Source organism: Streptomyces sp. (assembly GCF_036524955.1).
GTDB lineage: Bacteria > Actinomycetota > Actinomycetes > Streptomycetales > Streptomycetaceae > Actinacidiphila.
The window spans coordinates 1-20,511 of the sequence record NZ_DATDBG010000117.1 but is presented as its reverse complement, the minus strand read 5'-3'; the positions used below and the strand labels follow the sequence as shown (position 1 = coordinate 20,511).

Sequence of the window (20,511 nt, the reverse complement as noted above, 5' to 3'; positions counted from 1 at the left end):
CCGGACGAAATCGATCACATCAGGTGGGCAGGCGTACCGATTCTTCAGTCGCTCCCGGAACCGGCGGGCGGCCCGGCCTCAGTGGGAGTCCTCGAAGAGGCTGGTCACCGAGCCGTCCTCGAACACCTCGCGGACCGCGTTGGCGATGGTCGGCGCCATCGACAGCACGGTGATCTTGTCGAGGTCGGTCTCGCTGGGGGTCGGCAGCGTGTCGGTGAAGATGAACTCGCTCACCTTGGAGTTCTTCAGCCGGTCCGCGGCCGGGCCGGAGAGCACACCGTGGGTGGCGGTCACGATGACGTCCTCAGCGCCGTTGGCGAACAGCGCGTCCGCGGCGGCGCAGATCGTACCGCCGGTGTCGATCATGTCGTCGACCAGGACGCAGACCCGGCCCTTGACGTCGCCGACCACCTCGTGGACCTTCACCTCGTTGGCGACGTCCGGGTCGCGGCGCTTGTGCACGATGGCCAGCGGCGCGCCCAGCCGGTCGCACCAGCGGTCGGCGACCCGTACCCGGCCGGCGTCCGGGGAGACCACGGTGAGCTTGGCGCGGTCCACCTTGGCGCTCACGTAGTCGGCGAGCACCGGCAGCGCGAACAGGTGGTCCACCGGGCCGTCGAAGAAGCCCTGGATCTGGTCGGTGTGCAGATCGACGGTGAGGATGCGGTCGGCGCCCGCGGTCTTGAGCAGGTCCGCGATCAGCCGCGCCGAGATCGGCTCCCGGCCGCGGTGCTTCTTGTCCTGCCGGGCGTAGCCGTAGAACGGCGCGATCACGGTGATGCTCCGCGCCGAGGCCCGTTTCAGCGCGTCGATCATGATGAGCTGTTCCATGATCCACTGGTTGATCGGGCTGGTGTGGCTCTGGATGAGGAAGCAGTCGGCGCCACGCGCCGATTCCTCGAACCGCACGTAGATCTCGCCGTTGGCGAAGTCGAAAGCGCGGGTCGGCACCAGCTCTACGCCGAGTTGATGTGCCACCGCCTCCGCCAGATCGGGGTGGGCGCGGCCGGAGAAGAGCATCAGCTTCCTCTCACCGGTCGTCTTGATCCCGGTCACTGCACCGTCTCCTTGGTGTTCGACTGGTGTTCGACACAGCGTCGCCCGAAGTCGGGCGTGCTGGCGGAATTGTGTGCACCACACACGGTACGCCCCATCCGGCGCACCCGTGCACCTCGGTGGCGGGCGGTGAGACGTCGCTCACGCACCGGTCGGCCCGGTCGGCCCGCCGGGCCGCCGTCCGCCTCCGGCCTCCCCTTCGGCCGCCTGCTCGCCGGCCTGTTCGGCCGCCTTCGCAGCCGCACTGCCAGGGCGTTTACGGGCCACCCAACCCTCGATGTTGCGCTGCTGCCCGCGGGCGACGGCCAGTGATCCGGCCGGTACGTCCTTGGTGATCACCGAGCCGGCCGCGGTGTACGCGCCGTCCCCGACCACCACCGGCGCGATGAACATGTTGTCCGAGCCGGTCTTGCAGTAGCTGCCGATCGTGGTGTGGTGCTTGGTCTCGCCGTCGTAGTTCACGAACACGCTGGCCGCGCCGATGTTGGTGTACTCGCCGATGGTGGCGTCGCCCACGTAGCTCAGGTGCGGCACCTTGGTGCCCTCCCCGACGGAGGCGTTCTTCATCTCGACGTAGGTGCCCGCCTTGGACCTGCGGCCGAGGCGGGTGCCGGGCCGCAGGTAGGCGTACGGGCCCACGTTCGCCTGCTCACCGACCTCGGCCCGGTCCGCGACGGTGTTGGAGACCCGGGCGCCGGCACCGACCACCGTGTCGGTCAGCGTGCAGTTGGGGCCGACCTCGGCCCCCTCGGCGAGGCTGGTGGTGCCCAGGAGCTGGGTGTTGGGATGCACCACGGCGTCCGGCGCGAAAGTCACCGAGACGTCCACCCAGGTGGAGGCCGGGTCCACGATCGTCGTGCCGTCCAGCATCGCCCGGACCAGCAGGTGCTCGTTGAGCACCCGGCGGGCCTCGGCGAGCTGCACCCGGTTGTTCACGCCGGCGATCTCGCGGTGGTCGGCCGCGACGTACGCGCCCACGCCGTGGCCGGCCTCGCGCAGGATCGCCAGGGTGTCGGTCAGGTACTCCTCGCCCTGCGCGTTGTCGGTGGTGAGCCGGGACAGCGCCTCGGCGAGCAGGGCCGCGTCGTACGCGTACACCCCGGAGTTGATCTCGCCGATGGCGCGCTGCGCCTCGGTGGCGTCCTTCTGCTCCACGATCGCGGCGACCCGGCCGTCGGCGCCGCGGACGATACGCCCGTAGCCCGCCGGGTCGGGGACGTGGGCGGTCAGTACGGTGACCGCGTTGCCGTCCGCCTCGTGCGCGGCGACCAGGGTGGCGAGGGTCTCGGTGGTGAGCAGCGGGGTGTCGCCGTAGGTGACGACCACCGTGCCGGCCGGGGTGACCCCCTGCCGCCGCAGCTCCTCCAGGCCGGTGCGGACCGCGTGCCCGGTGCCGTTCTGCTCGGCCTGCACGGCGATCAGCGCGTGCGGGTCCAGGGCGATGAGATGCTCCGCGACCTGCTCGCGCGCGTGGCCGACCACCACGACGAGATGGTCGGGGGCCAGCGCGCGGGAGGCGGCGACGACATGGCCGACCAGGGATCGGCCGCAGATCGCGTGCAGGACCTTCGGGGTGGCCGACTTCATGCGCGTGCCCTCACCCGCGGCGAGGATGACGACGGCAGCCGGGCGGTTGGGGCTCACGGGGAGACTCCTCGGCTTCGGGTGTTGGACACCCGCAGGATACCGACGGGTCGGGCCGTCGTTGCGGTTCGGCCGCCGACCGGGTGTCCTGACCGCGTGCCCGGGCCGTCGCGTACCGTACGGTGCGGACCGTGTGCGCCGCCCAGGCGCACACGTGACCCCGCATATGCTCGCGCGACCGGCGCATCGCTCCGCCGCCAGGACTCGAACCCGGACTTAAGGCACCAAAAGCCCCAGTGCTGCCAATTACACCACGGCGGATCAATCCGACATTCCCGGCCCGTTTGGCGGACTCCGCCGGGCTGGACGTCACCATCATGCCGTACGACCACGCCCCCACGCGACGGTGATCCGGGACGATCCGGGGTAAGGATGGCTCGGGGTCCCGCACGAGGCGGTCCTGTCGCGCGGCGCCCGCCACTGCAATACTTACGGAGCCGTAGGTTCCGGACGTCACCGGCGCGACCCAGCCCCACCCACTGATCCGACGAGGGACAGACATGACCACACAGACGGACGTGATCACAGAGTCCCGGGAACCCGGGCGCTCGGGACAGCAACCGTTGGGCACCCGGGGTGGTGACAACAAGCGCTCGATCGAGCAGATCGCGCTGTTGCTCTTCATCATCATCCCCTTCGTGGCGCTCGCCGCAGCCGTGCCGCTGGCCTGGGGCCGGGGCCTGAGCTGGCTGGACATCGGCCTGATGGTCGGGATGTACTTCCTGGGCTGTCATGGCATCACCATCGGCTTCCACCGGTACTTCACCCACGGCTCGTTCAAGGCCAAGCGCCCGCTGCGGATCGCGCTGGCGGTCGCCGGCTCGCTGGCCGTCGAGGGCCCGATCGTCCGCTGGGTCGCCGACCACCGCAGGCACCACAAGTTCAGCGACGCCGAGGGCGACCCGCACAGCCCCTGGCGGTACGGCGACACGCTGCCCGCCCTGATGAAGGGCCTGTGGTGGGCACACATGGGCTGGCTCTTCGACGAGGAGCAGACCCCGCAGCAGAAGTACGCGCCCGACCTGATCAAGGACCCGGCGATCCGCCGGATCTCCCGCGACTTCTGGTTCTGGACCATGGTCTCGCTGCTGCTGCCGCCGCTGGTCGGCGGTCTGGCCACGATGTCGTGGTACGGGGCGTTCACCGCGTTCTTCTGGGGTTCGCTCGTTCGGGTGGCGTTGCTGCACCACGTCACCTGGTCCATCAACTCGATCTGCCACGCGGTCGGCAAGCGCCCCTTCAAGTCCCGCGACCGCTCCGGCAACGTGTGGTGGCTGGCCGTGCTGTCCTGCGGGGAGTCGTGGCACAACCTCCACCACGCCGACCCCACCTCCGCCCGCCACGGCGTGCTCCGCGGCCAGGTCGACTCCAGTGCCCGCGTCATCCGCTGGTTCGAGGCTGCGGGCTGGGCGTACGACGTCCGCTGGCCGGACGCGGACCGGATCGCCGCCCGGCGTAAGGAGAGCGTCGAACAACCGGCATGATTGTCCGGTGAGCGACGCAACAGACGGCAGGCCGACGGTCTCCACCCCGGGCCCGACCGCGCGCCGGGCGCGGCGGGTCCGGATGACCGGCAAGGAGCGCCGCGAACAACTCCTGGACATCGGCCGCACGCTCTTCGCGGAACGCGGCTTCGAGGGCACGTCCGTCGAGGAGATCGCCCACAAGGCGGGCGTGTCCAAGCCGGTGGTCTACGAGCACTTCGGCGGCAAGGAAGGCCTGTACGCCGTCGTGGTCGAGCGCGAGATGCGGTGCCTGCTGGACATGGTCACCGGTGCGCTCACCGGCGGCCACCCCCGCGAACTCCTCGAACAGGCCGCCTTCGCCCTCCTCGACTACATCGAGCAGTACACGGACGGCTTCCGCATCCTGGTCCGCGACTCCCCGTTCGCCCAGTCCACCGGGTCCTTCGCCTCCCTGATCAGCGACATCGCCACCCAGGTCGAGGACATCCTGGGCCACGAGTTCAGCCAGCGCGGCTTCGACCCCAAACTCGCGCCCCTCTACGCCCAGGCGCTGGTCGGTATGGTCGCCCTCACCGGCCAGTGGTGGCTGGACGCGCGGCGCCCGAAGAAGGCACAGGTCGTCGCGCACCTGGTGAACCTGTCGTGGAACGGGCTCTCCGGCCTGGAGCCGAAGCCGCGGCTGATCGGGCACCGCAAGAGCTGACCCCTCGGGCATGGCAGGAGCCGACCCCGGAGCACACCGCGACGGCCGCGCCTTCTCCTGCCCACCCGCCGCCCCGGCCGGCGGGTGGGCGCGGAAGGAAGGCCGCGGATCAGCCCGTGTTGCGCAGGCCGGCCGCCACGCCGTTGACGGTGAGGAGGAGGGCGCGGGACAGCAGGGGGTCCGGGGTCTCGCCGCGGGCGGCGGCTTCGCGCTGGCGGGCCAGCAGGGTGACCTGGAGGTAGGAGATCGGGTCGAGGTACTGGTCACGGATGTGCAGGGTGCGGGACAGGGCCGGGCTGGCGTCGAGGAGTTCGGACTCGCCGGTGATCCGCAGCACCTCCCGCACGGTGAGCGCGTGCTCGGCCTCGATCCTCGCGAAGACGTGCTTGAGGTGGTCGGGCACGAGCGTGTCCACGTAGTGGCGGGCGATCCGCAGATCGGTCTTGGCGAGGGTCATCTCCACGTTGGACAGGAAGTTGCGGAAGAAGTGCCACTGCCCGTACGCCTCGTCGATGACCGTGTCGAGCCCCGCCTCGCGGGCCGCGCGGAGGCCGGAGCCGACCCCGTACCAGCCGGGGACGATCTGCCGGGACTGGGTCCAGCCGAAGACCCACGGGATGGCGCGCAGGCCGTCGAGGCCTGCGTCGGAGTCGGGGCGGCGGGACGGGCGCGAGCCGAGGTGCAGCTCGGCGAGCTGGTCGACCGGGGTGGAGGCGAAGAAGTACGCCGGCAGGTCCGGGTCCTCGACCAGCTTGCGGTAGGCGGCGTGCGCGGCCTCCGAGACGACGTCCATCGCCGCGTCCCAGCGGGCCAGCGCCTCGTCGGACTGGCGCGGCGCGGTGTGCAGGGCCGACGCCTGGAGGGTCGCGGCGACCGTCAGTTCCAGGTTCTCCCGGGCCAGCGAGGGGATCAGGTACTTGTCCGAGATCACCTCGCCCTGCTCGGTCACCTTGATCGCGCCCTCCAGCGTGCCCCACGGCTGCGCCAGGACCGCGGTGTGCGAGGGGCCGCCGCCGCGGCCGACCGTGCCGCCGCGGCCGTGGAAGAGCCGCAGCCGCACCCCGTGCCGGTGGGCCACGTCACGCAGCCGCCGCTGTGCCCGGTGGATCTCCCACTGCGAGGTGGTGATGCCGCCGAACTTCGAGGAGTCGGAGTACCCGAGCATGACCTCCTGGACGTCGCCGCGCAGCGAGACCAGCCGCCGGTACGAGGGGTCGGACAGCATCTCGTCCAGCAGCTTGTCCGCGATCTTCAGCTCGTCGGTGGTCTCCAGCAGCGGCACGATGCCGATCTTGGCGACTCCGGCGTGCAGGTCGATCAGCCCGGCCTCGCGGGCCAGCACGGCGGCGGCGAACACGTCGTCCGAACCGAGGCACATGGAGATGATGTACGACTCCACGACCTCCGGGCCGAACCGCTCGAACGCCTCCCGGATGGTGTGGAAGACGCCCAGCGTCTTGGCGCCCGCCTCGTCCAGCGGCGCCGGGGTCGAGGCCAGCGGGCGGCGCGAGCGCAGCTCCTTGGCGAGCAGCTTGCGCCGGTAGTCGCGTGGCATGTCCGCGTACCGCCAGGACTCCTCGCCGAGCCGGTCGAAGAGCTGTCCCAGCGCGTGGTGGTGGGCCTCGGCGTGCTCGCGCACGTCCATCGTCGCGAGCTGGAGCCCGAACGCCGACAGGGTGCGGATCGTACGGTCCATCCGGCCGTCGGCGATCAGCCCGCCGCGGTGGGCGCGCAGGGAGTCCTGGATGAGCCGGAGGTCGTGCAGCAGCTCGGCGGTGCCCAGGTAGTCGCGGCCGGGGACGTGCGGAGTGCCGCCGGCCAGGCGTTCCCGGGTGTTGACGAGCTTCTGCCGGATGCAGGTGGCCTTGAGCCGGTACGGCTCCTCGGCGTTCAGCCGCTTGTAGCGCGGGCTGATCTCCGGCAGGGCGACCAGGTCGTTGGACAGGGAGTCCAGCAGTTCCTGGCTCGCGCCGGAGTTGCGGATGGAGTTGGACAGGGCGCCGCGCAGCTGGTCGACCAGTTCCAGCGCGTCGGTGATGCCGTGCTCGTGCTGGAGGATCAGCACCTCCCAGGTGACCTCGGGCGTCACGTTGGGGTTGCCGTCGCGGTCGCCGCCGATCCAGGTGCCGAAGGTCAGCGGGCGGGTCTGGGGCGGCAGCGGCACCCCGACCCGCTCCAGCTCGGCTGCCAGCTCCTCCAGGACGGCGCCGACCGCGCCGGCGTGCAGCTCGTCCAGGTAGTAGATGGCGTTGCGGGCCTCGTCGGCCGGCTCGGGGCGCACCACCCGCAGCTCGTCGGTCTGCCACAGCAGGTCGATGTTCTCGGCCAGCCGCAGGTCGGTGCGGCGCCGGTCGCCGCTCTCGCGGTCGGTCTCCTCCAGCAGCTCGGCGATCCGGCGCAGCTTGTTCAGCACCGAACGGCGGGCGGCCTCGGTGGGGTGCGCGGTGAAGACCGGCCGCACGTTGAGGCGCTTGACGGTCTCGCGTACGTGCTCGGGGTCGCCCTCCTTCAGCAGGTCGGCGGTCTGGGCGAGCAGGCCGCCCTCGCGGGCGCGGCGGCCCCGCAGCGCGCGGCCCCGGTGCACCTGCTCGGTGACGTTCGCGAGGTGGAAGTAGGTGGAGAAGGCCCGGACCAGCTTCGCGGCGGTCTCCAGATCGGTCTCGCCCAGCAGCGCGGCGGCGGCCTCGCCGTCGCTGCGGGTCAGGGCGCGCACCTTCTCCACGAGATCGAGGAGGTCCTTGCCCTCCTGTCTCACCAGGGTGCCGCCCAGCAGTTCGCCCAGGCGCCGGATGTCGGCTCGCAGGGCGGTACTGGCGTCCGGGGCGGCCGGGGCGATGTCGGCGCTGCTCACAGGTGCGGCTCCTCGATGCAGGGACGGTGGCGACGGCGTACAGCGGTGTGGGCACGGACTTCGCTGTCCGACCGGTCCAGGATAGGTCGACGTCCTGCACGCGAGACCGCCAGCCCACCTGGCGGACACCAGGGGCGGACAGGGGCGCGCGGCCCCGGGCCCAGGCCCGGGTGGAGGCGTCGGCCGGGACGCCGGGCAGGACGTCCGCCGGGACGCCGGGCAGGACCTCGGCCGGGCGTCGGCCGAGACCGTGGTGGACACGTGGGCGGGGCCCGTACGCCGTGGGACGTACCGCCTAGTCTGGACGCCATGAGTACGAGGGGGGCGGACGTACCGGACGACGGGGCTGGAGGACGGCCCCGCGCCGGCTGGTGGTGGTGGACGAGGCGGCGCGGTTTCGTGCTGGACGCGGGTCTGGCCGCGTTCTCGGCGGTGGAGGCGGCGTTCGAGGGGGCCACCTTCGCGGACAAGACGGGGATCGTGCCGGGCGCGGGGGCGCTGCTGGGGGTGCTGGTCGGCTCGGTGCTGCTGCTGCGGCGGCGCTGGCCGGTGGCCGTGGTGCTGGTCGGTATCGCGGTGACCCCGGCGCAGATGGGGATCTGTCTGTCGCTGGTCGGCCTCTACACGCTGGCCGCCTCCGAGGTGCCCCGCCGGATCACCGCGGCGCTCGCCGGGATGAACGGTTTCGGCACCATGCTGGTCGCCTTCCTCAACTTCCAGGACGACCTGCGCGACTCCAGCGACGCCGACACCATGTCGGTGCCGGTCACCTTGATCGTCGCCGCCCTGATGGCGATCGGCCTCACCGCCCCGCCTGTGCTCCTCGGGCTGTACGTACGGGCCCGGCGCCGACTGGTGGAGAGCCTGCGGGAGCGGGCCGACGGGCTCGAACGGGAACTGGAACTCCTCGCGGAGAAGGCGCTGGAGCGGGCCGAGCGGGCCCGCGCCGACGAACGCACCCGGATCGCCCGCGAGATGCACGACGTGGTGGCGCACCGGGTCAGCCTGATGGTGGTGCACGCGGCGGCGCTCAAGGCGGTGGCCCTGAAGGACCCGCAGAAGGCGTCCGCGAGCGCGGAGCTGCTGGGCGACATGGGGCGCCAGGCGCTCACCGAACTCCGTCAGATGCTGGGCGTCCTGCGGACGGCGTCCCAGGCGGCGCCCACGGTGCCGGCGGTGGTGACCGGACCACGTCCCGCGCTGGGGACCGCCGGGTCGGGGCTCGGGCCCGCGCCCGGACCCGAGCCCGACGACGGGCCCGGCCTGGACCAGCTCGCGGCGCTGGTGGAGGAGTCGCAGGCGGCCGGGATCAGCGTGCAGCTGACCGTCGAGGGGGAGGAGCGGCCGTGCGGGCCGCGGGTGGAGGCGACGGTCTACCGGGTGGTCCAGGAAGCGCTCACCAACGTGCACAAGCACGCGGCGGGGGCGAAGGCGCACGTACGGCTCGCCTACCGCGACGCGGAGATCGCGGTGCTCATCACCAACGGTCCTTCCGACGGGTCCTCGCCGACACCGCTTCCCAGCGGCGGTCACGGCCTGCTCGGCATGCGCGAACGCGTCACCGCCCACGGTGGCGGCTTCGCCGCGGGCCCCACTCCGGAAGGCGGCTTCCGCGTCTCCGCGATGCTCCCGATCCCTCTCCGGGGCGACTGACGCACCGCCTTCGGCCGCGGCGCGGGAGCGTTCCCGCCCGCAGCGCCCGCAGTACCCGCACCACCTGTGCGGACGAGTGGGAAGGGACGAGTGACGGGACCCGGCAAAGAGCCGGCACGTCCGATGCGCACGGGTGCGGGGGTGGGAACGACCCCGCGGGGCGGGGCGCCGCCCCCGTGCCGTCACACGCGGGTCAGGGGGAGTCGTCAGCCGGGCCCGGGTGGGGATCCGGGAAGGTGCGGCCGGTCAGTGACGCGAGGGTGGTGCGGATGTGGGAGAGGTGGGCCCGGATCTCGTCGCGGTGCTGCTCGTGTTCCCGCAAGGAGCGCTCCGCCTCCCGGCGTACCCGCTCCTCCTGGACGCGGGCCTCGGCGAGGAGGGCCGCGGCGCGCTCCTCCGCCTCGTTCTGCTCCGCGCGCAACGCGTCCTCCGCCGCGGCGCGCTCGCGGTGGGCCTCCTCCAGCCGCCGTTCCGCGTCGGCGAGCAGGTCCGCGAGCCTGCTGTCGACGCCCGCCTCGCGCTCGGCGAGTTCGTGCTGCAGGGCCTCCAGCCGCGCGCGCCGGTCCTGCTCGGCCGCATGGAGGTCGCGGTCGACGTGCTGGCGCATCGCCTCCAGCGCTCGCTGGGCGTCGCCGCGGACCGCCTGCGCCTCCTCCCGCGCCTCGCCGAGGATCTCCGCGGCGCGGGCGCACGCCTCGTCCAGCACCTGTTCGGCCTGGCGCTCCGCCGCGGCGAGCCGTGCGGAGGCCGCCGCGCGCGCCTCGTCCTGGAGGGTGCGGCGGGCGGTCTCCGCAGCGTCCCGCGCGTGCTGTGCCTCGGCCTCGGCGTGGTCCCGTACCGCCGCGGCCTCCTCCTCGACCAGCCGCAGCAGCTCCTGCGCGCCGGGCCCGAGCGCGTCGAAGGCGGTCGCGCCCAGCGCCTCCACCTGCTGCCGCAGCGCCGCGCACTCCGCCTCCATCTCGTTGGCGAGTACGGTCAGCCGGGCGGCCCGCTCCCATGCGGCGTCCCGGTCCTCGGACAACTCGTCCAGGAATCGGTCCACCTGCTCGGGGCGGTAGCCGCGCCCGCGCACGCTGTCGAACCGCCCGCGTGCCGCCGCCGCGGTCGTATTACTGCTCATCGCTTTCGCCCCTCGTCGTCCGCCGTCGGGCCGCTCCGGGTCATGGCCGTTCTGCGATAGCTATTTTTCGCTTATGTCCGAATTGTAAGGGCGTCGACACTCCGACCTTTCTCCTACCCCGAAAACTGCTGCGGGCGGGAAAAACTGCGCGGGCGGGAAAACTGCTGCGGGCCGGACGGAAGGGTCTCCCCTCCGTCCGGCCCGCAGCCGTACGCAGCCGCCGCCGTTACAACAGCCCGTCCCACATCTGCTCGATCAGCACCGACCACCAGTTGTCCGGCGACGCGATCGCCGCCGGGTCCTGCGCGGCGAGCTGCGCCTGGAAGTCGACTGTCCAGCGACCGGCCTGGTCCGGCGTCAGCCCGATCCGCAGCCGCCACATCCGGCCCAGCAGCGCCAGGCAGCGGGCGAACTCCGGCAGGCTGGAGTTGACGAACTGCGGCGCCACCGGCTGACCGCCCGGCCCCGCCTCCAACGGCACCGCCACGATGTGCGCGGTGCCGTACTGCACGCACAGCTGGCGGCCGAAGTCATTGCCCATGACGAGGTACGAGCCTGCGTCCGCGGCCGGCTGGACGCCCCGCTGGGCCGCGAGTTCGGCCAGGGTCGGCACCGGCTGGCCCGGCTGGGCCTGTGCCCAGAAGAACGGTCCGAAGTCCACCGGGAGCCCCGCCCACACCAGGGTCTGCGCGACGATGTCCGGCACGCCCTGCCGGGCGACCGCCCGCTGGTCGAACCGGAAGACGCCCTGCGGTCCGAACGCCCCCGCCAGCTCCTGCCCGATCACGTCCAGCGGCACCGGCGGCACCCGCAGCACCGTGTGCGGGTCCGGCATCGGCACCCGCTGCGGCTGCGGGCGGGCCGGCGCGCCCGCCACCTGGTGCAGCTCGCCCTGGTGGGTGAGCAGATGCCGCACGCCCTGCCGTCGGCCCGCGTGGTCCCGGCCGTAGGGCGCGGTGTGGCTGATCCGCACCTGCGGCCAGGTCTCGCGGATCATCCGCGTGCAGTAGCCGCCGGGCAGGTCGCACGACTCCAGTTCGGTGTGCAGCTCGAGCACCTGCTCGGGCCGTACGTGCAGCGACCGCAGCTCGTGCAGGATCTGCCATTCCGGATGCGGAGTGCCCGGCGCGGACCGCCGGATGAGCTGCTGCTCGCTGCCGTCCTGGCCGCGGTAGCGGAGGACCGCCATGTAGCCGGGGCCGACGGTCGGCACGCTCACCGGCTGCGGGTAGCCGTACGCGGGCGGCGGTGGCGGCGCCATCGCCCCGGAAGGCGGAGGCGGCGGCGCACCGGTGGGTCCGGCGAGCATGGTGGCGGCGTAGTGGGGGTCGCCGGGTGCGCCGGGAGCCACCGGCCCGGGGGGCGGCGGGGGAGTGCCGGTTCCGGGTGGTGGCGGGACGGTGGGTCCGGCGAGCATCGTCGCCGCGTAGTGCGGTCCCGGCCCGGGCGGCGGTGGAGGCGCGTCCGGGCTGCGGACCGGCGCACCGGCGGGCGGTGGCACGCTGCCGCGCGGCGCCGCCCTGGCCGTCTCCAGGTCCGCGATGTCCGCGGCCCCGGGCCGCACCCCGGCCGGCGGCGGCAGCGGTACGGGGGCCCCGGCCGGCGGCGGGTACGGCGAACCGCCGACGGTGTGCGGCACGCCGGGATTCGGCGCCCCGGGTCCCGCCGCCCCCGGTGCCGGCACCGCCGGCTCCTCCGCCGGAGCGAGCACGGTCCTCGGCAGCCCACTGCCGCCCGGCAGCAGCTCCGTCTTCGCCTCGGCGCCCGGGGGTGCGTCCTCCGGCTCGTCCGCACCGATGAGCGGCGGGGCGAACACGGTCGCGGGTACGGCGACGGACTGCCCTTCCCCCGAGTCGCTGACCGTCTTTCCGGCCCAGCTGTCCCTGTCGGGCTCCGCGTCCCGCGCCGCACCCGCCGCCGCTGCCGAGCCCTCGTCCGTACCGGGGCCGGTGCCGTAACCCACCCCGGACCCCGCGCCCGAAGGCGTACCGGCGCCCGTGGAGGGCGCGCCGGAAAGCCCGCCGGAACCGGACGGCGCGTCAGAGCCCCCGTCCTCCGCCGGGTTTCGCCGGTCCGGGATGCCGATGCGGTCCGCCGCGTCCTGGAGCCACTGCGGGGGGCTCAGCAGGAAGGAGGTCGCCTCCAGGTCGACGCGCTGCGGCGGTTCGGGGACGGCGTCGCTGGGGACGGGGCCGTACTCCTCCTCGTAACGGCGGATCAGCTCGCCGATGGGCAGGCCCGGCCAGAGCGTGGCCTCGCCGCTGTCGCGGGCGATCACGACGCGGACCGCGCCGTCGTCGGAGGACGGCCCGTCCTCCCGCGCCTCGGACCAGACCACGAAGCCGAGATCGAACTCGCGGACCCGGACCTCGCGGGTCTGGTACGCCGGGACGTCCGCGTTGACCCAGCGTTCGGCCCGCTCCTGCGCCTGTGCGAAAGTGACCATCGGCCGCCTCACCCCTCCACCGGTACGGCCTCGGCGAAACCGCCGTCGACCATCAGGTTCGCCACCGTCTCCAGCTCGGGCGGATTGCCCGCGAGCCGGAGCAGGAAGGCGTCGAGCGTGTCGCCGCACGGCAGCAGCAGTTCGGCGACGCGGTCCGCCGGGGTGTCCCAGCGATCGCCGTCCCGCGCGTCGTCGTACGCGCAGAACCAGACGGAACCGGTCCGCTCGCCCTTCACCTTGACGGCGAGCACGCCGCCCTGCACATACGCGATCGCCAGGTACTCCTTGGTGAGGTGGTCGCGCAGGCACTTGTTGACGTAGACCAGGTCGTTGACGGCGGCGTCCTCGCGGACGGTGAAGAAGGGCTGGTCGACCAGGAGTCCGAGCTCCGGGTCGAGCGCGACGCCCTTGGGCGCGCAGCCGCCGGCCGCCTTGAGGAAGGTGCGGTACGCGCCGGGCAGCCGGTACCCCAACTCCTCCTCCACGTCGCGCACCTGCGTCTCGGTGACGGAGACGGGTTCCTTGGGCAGCCGGAAGTGCACCGGCCGGGTCTCCTGGAGCGGCCGGGTGCCGCGCTTGCCCTGGTCGGCGGTCGAGGTCGCCAGACCGCCGTGGTGCCGCAGCAGCGCCTTGACCTCGACAGGGATCAGTTCGAGGCGGCGCGTGCCGTGGACGTGGTGCCAGGTCCAGCCGTGCGGGGTGGCCACCGGGGTCAGGCTGCCCCACAGTTCGTGGCCGGCCGCGTGCAGGGCGGCGTTCGCGGACACGTAGTCGGTCAGCCGCAGTTCGTCCACGCCGAAGCCCTCCGGGGGTTCGGCGATCTCGGCCGCCGCCCGCGCGTACGGCGAGAAGTCGGGGTAGCCGCGGTCGTCCACCCGTACGCCCCGCGGGTGCCGGGCCGCCCGTACCGGATCGGGAAAGTGCACGACCTGTCCGGCGTAGGCCGCGTTGGGTGGCGCGGACTGTCCCCCGGCCCCGGGGCCGGGAGGTGCTCCCAGCCCTTGCCGACCTGTCGTCATGGCGGTTGCCCCCTGCTGCGTCTGGCTGATGACGACAGCCTAGGGGGTCCGGCCACCCCGGCACCCGCCCCGTCCCCCGTCCCGCCAGGTCAGCGTCGTGCGCCCGCGGCCCCGGGCTCAGTCGCCCCTCGCTGCCTCGCGGAGCTTCGCGGACTGCGTGCGCGGGATGTCCGGGCGCAGGGTGGGCGGCCGGTGGTCCGCGCGCGGCGTCTCGTACGCGGCGGTGGTCTCGCCGGTGCGGACGACGGTGACCAGCACGACGCCGGCCGGCCCGGTCGCGGCGTCGGCGACGGTGCAGGTGACCTGCTGGTCGCCGCTGGTCCTCCGAGGAGCCGGAGAAGCGGGCGGCGGCGAGCAGCAGACCGGTCAGCGCCGCGGCGGCCGGACAGGCGTCACGCATACGGGTACGCGGACGTGCGGGGTGCGGACGGGGGCGTGCGCAGGCGTGACGCGCGGACGGGAGGGGCGTACGAGGGTCTTGCGCATGGGTCACCTTCCCTGGTTCGGCGGGTGGGGGGACCCGCGTCGCGGGCCGACTGCGGGTCCTTCCCGTACGCCGGGCGGTACGCCAGCGCGGTGCCCGCCGTACCCCTCGTACGGGTGGCTGTGTACGTCCTGTGCCCACCCCCCGCCATTCCGTCACGCGACGGTGACATGGCCCACACGGGAGGGATGGGAGACCGTGTTCCGCTTCCCCAGCCGACCGCGCGTTTGGCAGTCTGATCGGCACACGGGGGATCGCCCGCCCCGGCGGGCGGATGGAGGGATGCGCGCACACCATGACGACTCACCCACCGGCGGCGGGGGTCGCCGACCCCAGGCTGAGCTGGAGCACCGCACGGGACCCCGCGGGCCCGCCGCCCCTGCGGCACCGCAGGGACAGCATCCTGCCCGCGGTCGCAGCCGCGCTCTCCATCCGCGACGAGGTGCTGACCTGCACCGGTTCGAAGGGCGAGCAGCCGCCCGATCTCCACCCGATCGTGCGGGAGTTCCTGGACGCACTGCCGGTCGGCCAGCGCGAGCGGTTCACCGGGCGCTGTCCGGAAGCGGTGCTGATCTCCCGCCACCTGACCGCCGTCGAGGCGAGCCGCAGCAAACGGGCCTCCCGCAGGCCGCTCACCCAGTCCGAGGCCCGCAAGGCGCTGCGCGGCGCGAAACTGACGGCCCGCCGGATCCGTGAGGACGGCGACCCCGCCCACGGCGCCTACGCCCCGCCCTGCCGCTCCTGCGGCCCGCTGCTCGCCCACTTCGGCGTGCGGCCCGTCGATCCCGGCGCGGCAGGGGCATGACCACCGGCATGGCGGGCGGCACCCGTTTCCCGGCCGGCGTGGACGCCGCGCTGCGCGCCGCGGGGTGGCGGCCGGGCCGCTGGGACATCAAGCAGGCCGAGGAGTGGGCCGACCGGCTGCGCGCGTACGTGTCGCCCGGCGGCCACCGGCACGCGGTGTTCCCGGCCGCGGTCGAGGCGTGGGCCGAGTTCGGCGGCCTCGCCATCCCGGGCGCCGCCGGGCCCGGCCGCCAGATCGCGCCCTCCGGCGTCGTCGTGGACCCGATGAGCGGCCTGTACCTGGCCCGTACCTTCGGCGACCTCGGCCGTGCCCTGGAGACCGAGATCAGCCCGCTCGGCGAGGAACCCGGCTCCGGCGCGCTGCTCGCCATCGACACGGAGGGCCGGGTCTACACGATCGACCACACCGGCGACTGGTACGCCGGCCCCGACATCGACCGCTCCCTCACCGACCTGGTGGGCGGCGTCCAGCCGGTCCGCCTGACCCTGCACCCCGACGCCGGTACCAGCCCGAGGTAGCAGACCCCTAGGGGGAGACACCTACTTCCGGCGGCCCCCGGTTCGTACCGGCGGATGACGATCCCGCCTCGCCCGGTCCATACGGTCATAGGGCGGGATGGGGACACTACCCCCGTACATCGAGCAGTCCGAGACACCAGGAGTGACGAGTGACAACGGCAGTGACGCCTTCCAAGGCCGGGGGCAGCGAAGAACGTTCGGCCGTTGCAGCGGCGGGCCGCGCGGTGACCAAGGCGTACGGCTCCGGCGAGACCCGGGTGCTCGCACTGGACAGCGTGGACGTCGACATCGCGCGGGGCCGCTTCACCGCGATCATGGGCCCCTCCGGTTCCGGCAAGTCCACCCTGATGCACTGCCTGGCCGGTCTGGACACGGTCACCGAGGGCCAGATCTGGATCGGTGACACCGAGATCACCGGTCTGAAGGACAAGAAGCTCACCCAGTTGCGACGCGACAAGATCGGCTTCATCTTCCAGTCGTTCAACCTGCTGCCGACGCTGAACGCGGCGGAGAACATCACGCTGCCGATGGACATCGCCGGCCGCAAGGTGGACCGCGACTGGCTGGACCGCGTGGTGGAGACGGTCGGTCTCGGCGACCGCCTGGGCCACCGCCCGACCCAGCTCTCCGGCGGCCAGCAGCAGCGCGTGGCGGTGGCCCGGGCGCTCGCCGCCCGCCCCGAGATCATCTTCGGCGACGAACCGACCGGGAACCTTGACTCGCGGGCCGGCGCCGAGGTGCTCGGCTTCCTGCGCACGTCGGTGGACGAACTCGGCCAGACGATCGTGATGGTGACCCACGACCCGGTCGCGGCCTCCTACGCCGACCGCGTGCTGTACCTGGCGGACGGCCGGATCGTGGACGAGATGGCCAGTCCGACCGCGGAGTCCGTCCTCGAGCGCATGCTGCGTTTCTCGGGCGACGACTCCCGGACCGTCGGCTCCTTCGACGGTCGAGGGAGGACGTCGTGACCGTCCTGAAGACCTCGGTGCGCAACTTCCTCGCGCACAAGGGCCGGATGGCGCTCTCCATGATCGCCGTCCTGCTCTCGGTGGCGTTCGTCTGCGGCACGCTGGTGTTCACCGACACCATGACCGCCACCTTCGACCGGCTCTTCGGCTCCACCGCCTCCGACGTCACCATCAGCGCCAAGGAGGTCGACAACGCGCAGAAGACCGGCGTGCCCGACTCCGTACCGGCCTCGCTCCAGCGCACGCTGACCCGCCTGCCGGGGGCCGCCGCCTCTGTCCCCGACGTCACCAGCGAGTACGTCACGGTCGCCGACGCGAAGAACAACAAGAGCATCAGCCCGTCCTCCGGCGCCCCCACCTTCGTCAGCAACTGGGACCCGACCGAGACCAGGGCGGTCGACATCTCCTCCGGCCACCCCCCGCGCGGCCCGGCCGAGGCGGTGCTGGACGCGGACACCGCCGGCAAGCACCATCTGGGGCTCGGCGACACCCTGCGGATCATCGCGGCGCCCGGCGACTTCGACGTCACCGTCTCCGGCATCGCGACCTTCAAGACCACCAACCCCGGCGCCGCCGTGATCTACGTCGACACCGCCACCGCCCAGACCGGGCTGCTCGGCCGGACCGACGCGTACACCGGCTTCGGCCTGACCGCAGCCAAGGGCGTCACCGACGAGCAGCTCCAGTCAGCGGTCAAGGCGGCCATCGGCGGCGGCTACACCGTCGACACCGCGGCCGAGACCAAGAAGAAGGGCCAGGACGACGTCGGCGGCTTCCTGAACTTCATGAAGTACGCGATGCTCGGCTTCGCCGGCATCTCCGTCCTGGTCGGCGTCTTCCTGATCGTCAACACCTTCTCGATGCTGGTCGCCCAGCGCACCCGTGAGATCGGCCTGATGCGGGCCCTGGGCTCCAGCCGCCGGCAGGTCAACCGGTCGGTGCTGATCGAGGCGGTCCTGCTCGGCGTCACCGGCTCGGTGCTCGGTATCGGCGGCGGCATCGGTCTGGCCGTCGGCCTGATGAAGCTGATGGGCAAGGCCGGCATGCACCTCGACACCTCCCAGCTGACCATCAGGGCCACCACCCCGGTCGTCGGTCTGGCCATCGGCGTCGTCGTCACGGTGATCTCCGCGTACATTCCCGCCCGCCGGGCCGGGAAGATCTCCCCGATGGCCGCGCTGCGGGACGCGGGCACCCCCGCCGACGGCAGGGCGGGCCGGATCCGTGCCGCGATCGGCGTCCTGGTCAGCGCGGCCGGCGCGCTCGCCCTGGCCGGCGCCGGGCAGGCGGGCGGGGCGTCCGCGGGCGGCGGCCTGCTGGGCCTGGGCGTGCTGCTCACCCTGATCGGCTTCGTGATCGTCGGCCCGCTGCTGGCCGGTGCGATCGTGACCGCGGTGAGCGCGGTCGTCCTGCGGTTCTTCGGCCCCGTCGGCCGGCTCGCCGAGCGCAACGCCCTGCGCAACCCCCGCCGTACCGGAGCCACTGCCTCCGCACTGATGATCGGCCTGGCGCTGGTGGCCGGCATGTCGGTGGTCGCCTCCTCGATGGTGGCCTCCGCGGACGACCAGCTCGACAAGTCGGTCGGCGCGGACTTCATCCTCCAGCCCGACGGCCAGCAGCCGCTGACCCCGGCCCTCGTCACGGCGATCAAGTCCGCCTCCCACATCGAGCACTTCACCGAGTACGCCGGCGTCAGCGCCCGGATCAGCAACCCCGACGGCACGACGAGCACCAAGCAGCTCAGCGCGGTCAGCCCCAGCTACGCCGACGACCTGCGCCTGAAGACCGTCGAGGGCAGGCTCACCGACGCCTACGCCAAGGACGCGATGTCCGTCAACGAGGGGTACGCCAAGGACCACGGCATCGCGATCGGTGACGAGCTGACCGTGACGATGATCGGCGGCCGGCCCGCCAGGCTCACGGTCAACGCCATCACCAGCGACGACACCGCCGTCGACCACGGCGCCCTCTACACCGACATCGCCACCGCCCGGCGGTACCTCCCGGCGGACAGGCAGCCGCTCGACCTGTTCGTGTTCGCCAAGGCCGTGGACGGTGAGCAGAAGCAGGCCGCCGCGTCGCTCGCCGCAGCGGTCAAGGACTACCCGCAGCTCACGGTCCGCGACCAGTCGGACTACAAGGAGCTGATCCACAAGCAGGTCAACCAGCTGCTCTACATGATCTACGCGCTGCTCGGCCTCGCGATCATCGTCGCCGTCCTGGGCGTGGTGAACACCCTCGCCCTGTCGGTGGTCGAGCGCACCCGGGAGATCGGCCTGCTGCGGGCGATCGGCATGTCGCGGCGGCAGCTGCGGCGGATGATCCGCCTGGAGTCGGTGGTGATCGCCCTGTTCGGCGCGGTCGTCGGCCTGGGCCTGGGCCTGGGCTGGGGCGCCACCGGCCAGCAGGTGCTCGCCTCCCAGGGGCTCGGCATCCTCCGCGTCCCGTGGTCCACGATCGTGACGGTCTTCATCGCCTCGGCGGTGGTCGGGCTGCTGGCGGCGCTGCTGCCGGCGTTCCGGGCGGCGCGGATGAACGTGCTGAACGCGATCGCGACGGACTAGGCGTATCGCCCTGTGAGGCGGGGGCAGGGCCGGGGCAGGGACCGTACGGGGAGCAACGGGGGCCGGGCCCCGTACCGGGACGGTCGTGCGCGGGGTCGTACGGCCGTCCCGGCGCTGAGTGTCGGCGGTACGTCGTAGGCTGGACCTCTCCCGGCCCGTGACACGTGTCGGGCGGTTCGCGTTGCCCTCTCGGGGCGGCGCCCCCCATGTGCTCATTCCCCGGGACGGAACCTCATGAGTCTGAACGGTCTGGTCGACGTCGTCGTCGAGGACGCCGCCCTCGCGGAGGCGGTGGAGGCCGCCGCGTCCGGCGCCCGGCCACGGGTGGACCTCGTCGGGCCGCCCGCCGCCCGTCCGCTGGCGATCGCGGCGCTGGCCGCCCGCGCCCGCCGTACCGTACTCGCGGTGACCGCGACCGGCCGGGAGGCCGAGGACCTGGCCGCCGCGCTGCGCTCGCTGCTGCCCCCGGACGGGGTGGTGGAGTACCCGGCGTGGGAGACACTGCCGCACGAGCGGCTCTCCCCGCGCAGCGACACCGTGGGCCGGCGCCTGGCCGTCCTGCGCCGCCTCGCCCACCCGCGGGCCGACGACCCGGCGGCCGGACCGGTGCAGGTCGTGGTGGCCCCGATCCGTTCCGTGCTGCAACCGCAGGTCAAGGGGCTGGGCGACCTGGAGCCGGTGTTCTTGAGGAGCGGGCAGAGCGCGGACCTCGGCAGCGTGGTGGACGGCCTGGCGGCAGCCGCGTACGCGCGGGTGGAGCTGGTCGAGAAGCGCGGCGAGTTCGCGGTGCGCGGCGGCATCCTGGACGTCTTCCCGCCGACCGAGGAGCACCCGCTGCGGGTGGAGTTCTGGGGCGACGACGTCGAGGAGATCCGCGCCTTCGCGGTGGCCGACCAGCGCACCCTCGAGGCCGTCGAGCGGCTGTGGGCACCACCCTGCCGCGAGCTGCTGCTCACCGACGAGGTGTGCGCACGCGCCGCGGCCCTGGGCCGCGAGCACCCGCAGCTCGTCGAGCTGACCGACAAGCTGGCCGCGGGCATCGCCGTCGAGGGGATGGAGTCGCTCGCCCCGGCGCTCGTGGACGACATGGAGCTGCTGGTCGACCTGCTGCCCGTCGACACCCACGTGGTCGTGCTCGACCCGGAGCGTGCCCGGGCCCGCGCCCACGACCTGGTCGCGACCAGCGAGGAGTTCCTGGCCGCGTCCTGGGC

General features: G+C 73.0%; 14 protein-coding genes, 1 tRNA gene and 1 pseudogene. 8 read left to right on the top strand and 8 right to left on the bottom strand.

Annotated features, from left to right (window positions below; translation table 11 throughout):
• Positions 1–78: 78 nt before the first annotated feature.
• The 3 genes from VIW71_RS09815 to VIW71_RS09805 all read right to left on the bottom strand — a co-directional run bounded on the left by VIW71_RS09815 (position 79) and on the right by VIW71_RS09805 (position 2,961).
• Entirely contained in the window at positions 79–1,056 is a 978-nt protein-coding gene (locus tag VIW71_RS09815) for a ribose-phosphate diphosphokinase (protein ID WP_331621688.1), read from the bottom strand.
• Positions 1,057–1,197: 141 nt separating this feature from the next.
• Positions 1,198–2,700 carry a bifunctional UDP-N-acetylglucosamine diphosphorylase/glucosamine-1-phosphate N-acetyltransferase GlmU gene (gene glmU, locus VIW71_RS09810; protein WP_331621687.1) on the bottom strand — a complete coding sequence of 501 codons (1,503 nt, stop codon included), beginning with the start codon at positions 2,698–2,700 and terminating at the stop codon, positions 1,198–1,200.
• A gap of 189 nt (positions 2,701–2,889) precedes the next feature.
• Positions 2,890–2,961: transfer RNA gene (locus VIW71_RS09805), tRNA-Gln, on the bottom strand.
• Positions 2,962–3,200: 239 nt separating this feature from the next.
• On the opposite strand from VIW71_RS09805, the gene VIW71_RS09800 reads away from it, so the two are divergent.
• Positions 3,201–4,184, top strand: a complete 984-nt coding sequence (locus VIW71_RS09800) for an acyl-CoA desaturase (RefSeq protein WP_331621685.1) — start codon at positions 3,201–3,203, stop codon at positions 4,182–4,184.
• A gap of 82 nt (positions 4,185–4,266) precedes the next feature.
• On the top strand, positions 4,267–4,869 hold the full coding sequence (locus VIW71_RS09795) for a TetR family transcriptional regulator (protein WP_414720715.1): 603 nt from the start codon (positions 4,267–4,269) through the stop codon (positions 4,867–4,869).
• A gap of 109 nt (positions 4,870–4,978) precedes the next feature.
• Here the strand turns inward: VIW71_RS09795 and ppc are convergent, their stop codons facing one another.
• The gene (gene ppc, locus VIW71_RS09790) at positions 4,979–7,720 is read right to left on the bottom strand and encodes a phosphoenolpyruvate carboxylase (protein ID WP_331621683.1); all 2,742 of its coding nucleotides are present in this window, start codon (positions 7,718–7,720) and stop codon (positions 4,979–4,981) included.
• 309 nt (positions 7,721–8,029) lie between these two features.
• Here ppc and VIW71_RS09785 point away from each other — a divergent pair, with 309 nt between their 5' ends.
• Entirely contained in the window at positions 8,030–9,373 is a 1,344-nt protein-coding gene (locus VIW71_RS09785) for a sensor histidine kinase (RefSeq protein ID WP_331621682.1), read from the top strand.
• A 193-nt stretch (positions 9,374–9,566) separates the two neighbouring features.
• Here VIW71_RS09785 and VIW71_RS09780 read toward each other — a convergent pair whose 3' ends face one another.
• From VIW71_RS09780 to VIW71_RS09765, 4 genes are all read right to left on the bottom strand, one after another.
• Positions 9,567–10,493: a DivIVA domain-containing protein gene (locus tag VIW71_RS09780; protein WP_331621681.1), complete on the bottom strand. Its 927-nt coding sequence runs from the start codon at positions 10,491–10,493 to the stop codon at positions 9,567–9,569.
• Between the two features lie 226 nt (positions 10,494–10,719).
• Complete coding sequence (locus tag VIW71_RS09775) at positions 10,720–12,939, bottom strand: SUKH-4 family immunity protein (protein WP_331621680.1); 2,220 nt, start codon at positions 12,937–12,939, stop codon at positions 10,720–10,722.
• An 8-nt stretch (positions 12,940–12,947) separates the two neighbouring features.
• A complete protein-coding gene (locus VIW71_RS09770) occupies positions 12,948–13,958 on the bottom strand; it encodes an SMI1/KNR4 family protein (RefSeq protein WP_331621679.1) in 1,011 nt (336 codons plus the stop codon).
• Positions 13,959–14,075: 117 nt separating this feature from the next.
• Complete coding sequence (locus VIW71_RS09765) at positions 14,076–14,216, bottom strand: hypothetical protein (RefSeq protein ID WP_331621678.1); 141 nt, start codon at positions 14,214–14,216, stop codon at positions 14,076–14,078.
• A 521-nt stretch (positions 14,217–14,737) separates the two neighbouring features.
• On the opposite strand from VIW71_RS09765, the gene VIW71_RS09760 reads away from it, so the two are divergent.
• The 5 genes and pseudogenes from VIW71_RS09760 to VIW71_RS09740 form a co-directional block, all read left to right on the top strand.
• The gene (locus VIW71_RS09760; protein WP_331621677.1) at positions 14,738–15,247 is read left to right on the top strand and encodes a YwqJ-related putative deaminase; all 510 of its coding nucleotides are present in this window, start codon (positions 14,738–14,740) and stop codon (positions 15,245–15,247) included.
• On the top strand, positions 15,244–15,765 hold the full coding sequence (locus tag VIW71_RS09755; protein WP_331621676.1) for an SUKH-3 domain-containing protein: 522 nt from the start codon (positions 15,244–15,246) through the stop codon (positions 15,763–15,765). Before VIW71_RS09760 ends, VIW71_RS09755 begins: the two co-directional genes overlap by 4 nt.
• A 149-nt stretch (positions 15,766–15,914) precedes the next feature.
• Positions 15,915–16,736, top strand: coding sequence for an ABC transporter ATP-binding protein (locus tag VIW71_RS09750; protein ID WP_331621675.1), 822 nt, complete (start codon positions 15,915–15,917; stop codon positions 16,734–16,736).
• Complete coding sequence (locus VIW71_RS09745; RefSeq protein ID WP_331621674.1) at positions 16,733–19,300, top strand: ABC transporter permease; 2,568 nt, start codon at positions 16,733–16,735, stop codon at positions 19,298–19,300. The genes VIW71_RS09750 and VIW71_RS09745 overlap by 4 nt, the downstream gene beginning before the upstream one ends.
• Positions 19,301–19,534: 234 nt before the next feature.
• Positions 19,535–20,511: pseudogene (locus VIW71_RS09740) on the top strand (transcription-repair coupling factor); the annotation flags it as partial.